A 2,370-nucleotide genomic window follows, 5' to 3' on the forward strand; every position below is an offset into this window, starting at 1 on the left:
CGGGGAACCATCTGGCCGCCGTCGGGGAGCCCTAAATGGCCGCCAACGGGAACAACATCTGGCCGCCAACGGGGACAACAAACTGGCCATTGACAGTCGCGCAATGCGCTGGCCTCACGGCTCTGCCCGACACCGACGTCGCTCTCCTCTGCGACGGACCCCTCGCCGGCTGAGCGCTCGCGGCCGGCATCCTGTCCGTGTGCCGATATGCCTCGCTCCGCTCGGCAACGCAGCGTGGCGTTGTGTCGCGACCTGGACGTGCGAGGTGTCAACGGTGCGTCGGCGCAGCGATCGTTGTGTGCGCAGCGAGATGCTCCATGCCGCACGCGCGGCGCGCACGAACGCAACGCCCCGGAACGCCAACGACCCGTCATCGCTGCGACGCGCAACGCGTCTCCCGTCACGGCAACGGATCGCAACCACGACCCGCCCACGGCGCCTCGCGGGACGGAGGGCAAGTTGACACAGTTGCGCTGCCATGGAACCGCGCTGGCTCTCTCGATGACCACCGGTGAAACAGTGCCGCTCCAGGCTTGCGCCTGGTGTTGCCTGGCCTCCTCGTGATCGGCCCGTCGGGGATCGTCAACGTGGTGCGGGTGTCGAGGCGGTCGGGTCCGACGGCTCGGCGGGGCGCGATCGTCTCGTGCGTTGGCGGACTACGGGAGCTTGGACGCGAGGACGTCGGCCGCCAGGATCTCGGGTGCTGCGCCGAGGAGGTGCTGGTTGGCCATCAGGGCTGCGACGATGGCGCCGTTGGCGTGGGCGTCGCGAGCGGCCTCGTCGGGGAATGCATCGAAGATCCAGAAGGTGTCGGCGTGGGTCCTAGCCGCGAACCAGACAATCGTTCCTACTTCTTCGTTGGCGAGTGCGACAGCGCCGGCGAGCAGATCGGCGAGCGCGTCGTGCTGTCCATCGGCCGCGACGATCTTGGCGACGAAGGCATACGGAAGTGATGCGGGTGTGGACATGAGGGGTTCTCCTTGAAGTCGGGGTTCTTCGTGGGGCGAGTTCAGCGTATGACGAGCGAGGGCCGGTGGGGAGTGGCGTATACGGCAGTATTGCTATTGTTCGCGCCATGCGTATCGGACTGATCGCGATCGACGGCTGCTTCGGTTCGGCGGTCGCGTCGGTCATCGACATCGTGCGGGTGGCCGACGGAGCCCGCGGCGATGTCGACCCGCGGATCGACCCGATCGAACTCGCCATCCTCGGACCGAAACGGCGAGTGACCACGACGGCATCGATGACCCTGTCGGTGGACCACCCGCTGTCGGAGTCCGGAGAGTTCGACGTGGTCGTCGTCCCTGCGCTTGGAACCCTCACGGCCGCCGCGACCCACGACGCCCTCCAGAGCCGAGATGCTCGTTCGGTCATCGCCTCACTCGGGCGCCTCGACGACGCGACCACCCGGATCGCCGCGGCGTGCACCGGCGTGTTCGCCGTCGCCGAGACCGGACGGATGCATCATCGGCGGGCGACGACCAGCTGGTTCCTGGGGCCGGAGTTCCTGAAGCGCTATCCGACCGTCGCCCTCGATCTCGACACCATGGTCGTGGTCGACGGGAACCTCGTCACCGCCGGCGCCGCCTTCGCCCACATCGACCTCGCGCTCTCACTCGTGCGATCGATCAGCCCCGACCTGGCCCAACATGTCGCCAAGCTCCTCATCATCGACGAGCGCCCGTCGCAGGCGGCCTTCGTCGCCTACGAACATCTCCGGCACGAGGACCCGATCGTCGTCGAGTTCGAACGCTTCGTGCGCGTCCGCCTGGACGAACCGTTCAACGTCGCCGTCGTCGCGCAGTCGCTCGGCACCAGCCGGCGCACCCTCGAACGACGAGTCCGTGCGGCGCTCAACCTCACTCCGCTCGGCTTCGTCCAACGGCTTCGCATCGAACGAGCTCGGCACCTCTCAGCAACCACGGACCTCACCTCCGCCGAGATCGCGCGACGGGTCGGCTACGCGAACGCCGAGACTCTGCGCTCCCTCCTGCGCAGGGAGCGACGCCGTTCCTGACCTATCGCCATGCCTGTAGCCGGTGTCCTAGCGCTCGGTTGGAACCACCTCTCAGCACGTCGCGTCGACGCTCCTGCGTCGCCCCTGGACGACCCACTCGACACGCCCGCAGCACAGGCCATGTGACGTGCCCCGGCTTCCCGGACGGTCGGGGTTGGGTGGCTGTGATGTCGCTGCGTTCTCGTCGAGGGGGTCAGCAGACCCGATCAGGGTCGATTGGGATGAGCCGCGAAGGCGGTCAGGTCAGGGCGGCCGAACCCGGCCGGCGGGGTAGCGTCGGACACGTCGAGGTCTTTCGGATGGATGGCGTAGGAACCTCCATCGTCGGGAGACCTCGACGTCTATCTGCGGAC

Annotated in this window: 2 protein-coding genes; one reads left to right on the top strand and one right to left on the bottom strand. The window is 67.7% G+C overall.

Annotated elements, in window-relative coordinates:
- Positions 1 to 656: 656 nt before the first annotated feature.
- Positions 657 to 968 (bottom strand): putative quinol monooxygenase, encoded by a 312-nt coding sequence (locus A37U_RS0139070; protein ID WP_006247389.1) that lies wholly within the window; start codon positions 966 to 968, stop codon positions 657 to 659.
- Between the two features lie 107 nt (positions 969 to 1,075).
- Between A37U_RS0139070 and A37U_RS0139075 the strand changes: the two genes are divergently transcribed.
- Entirely contained in the window at positions 1,076 to 2,017 is a 942-nt protein-coding gene (locus tag A37U_RS0139075; RefSeq protein WP_020502092.1) for a GlxA family transcriptional regulator, read from the top strand.
- Positions 2,018 to 2,370 lie beyond the last annotated feature (353 nt).

The sequence above is a fragment of the Sciscionella marina DSM 45152 genome, from assembly GCF_000379465.1.
Taxonomy (GTDB): Bacteria; Actinomycetota; Actinomycetes; order Mycobacteriales; family Pseudonocardiaceae; genus Sciscionella; species Sciscionella marina.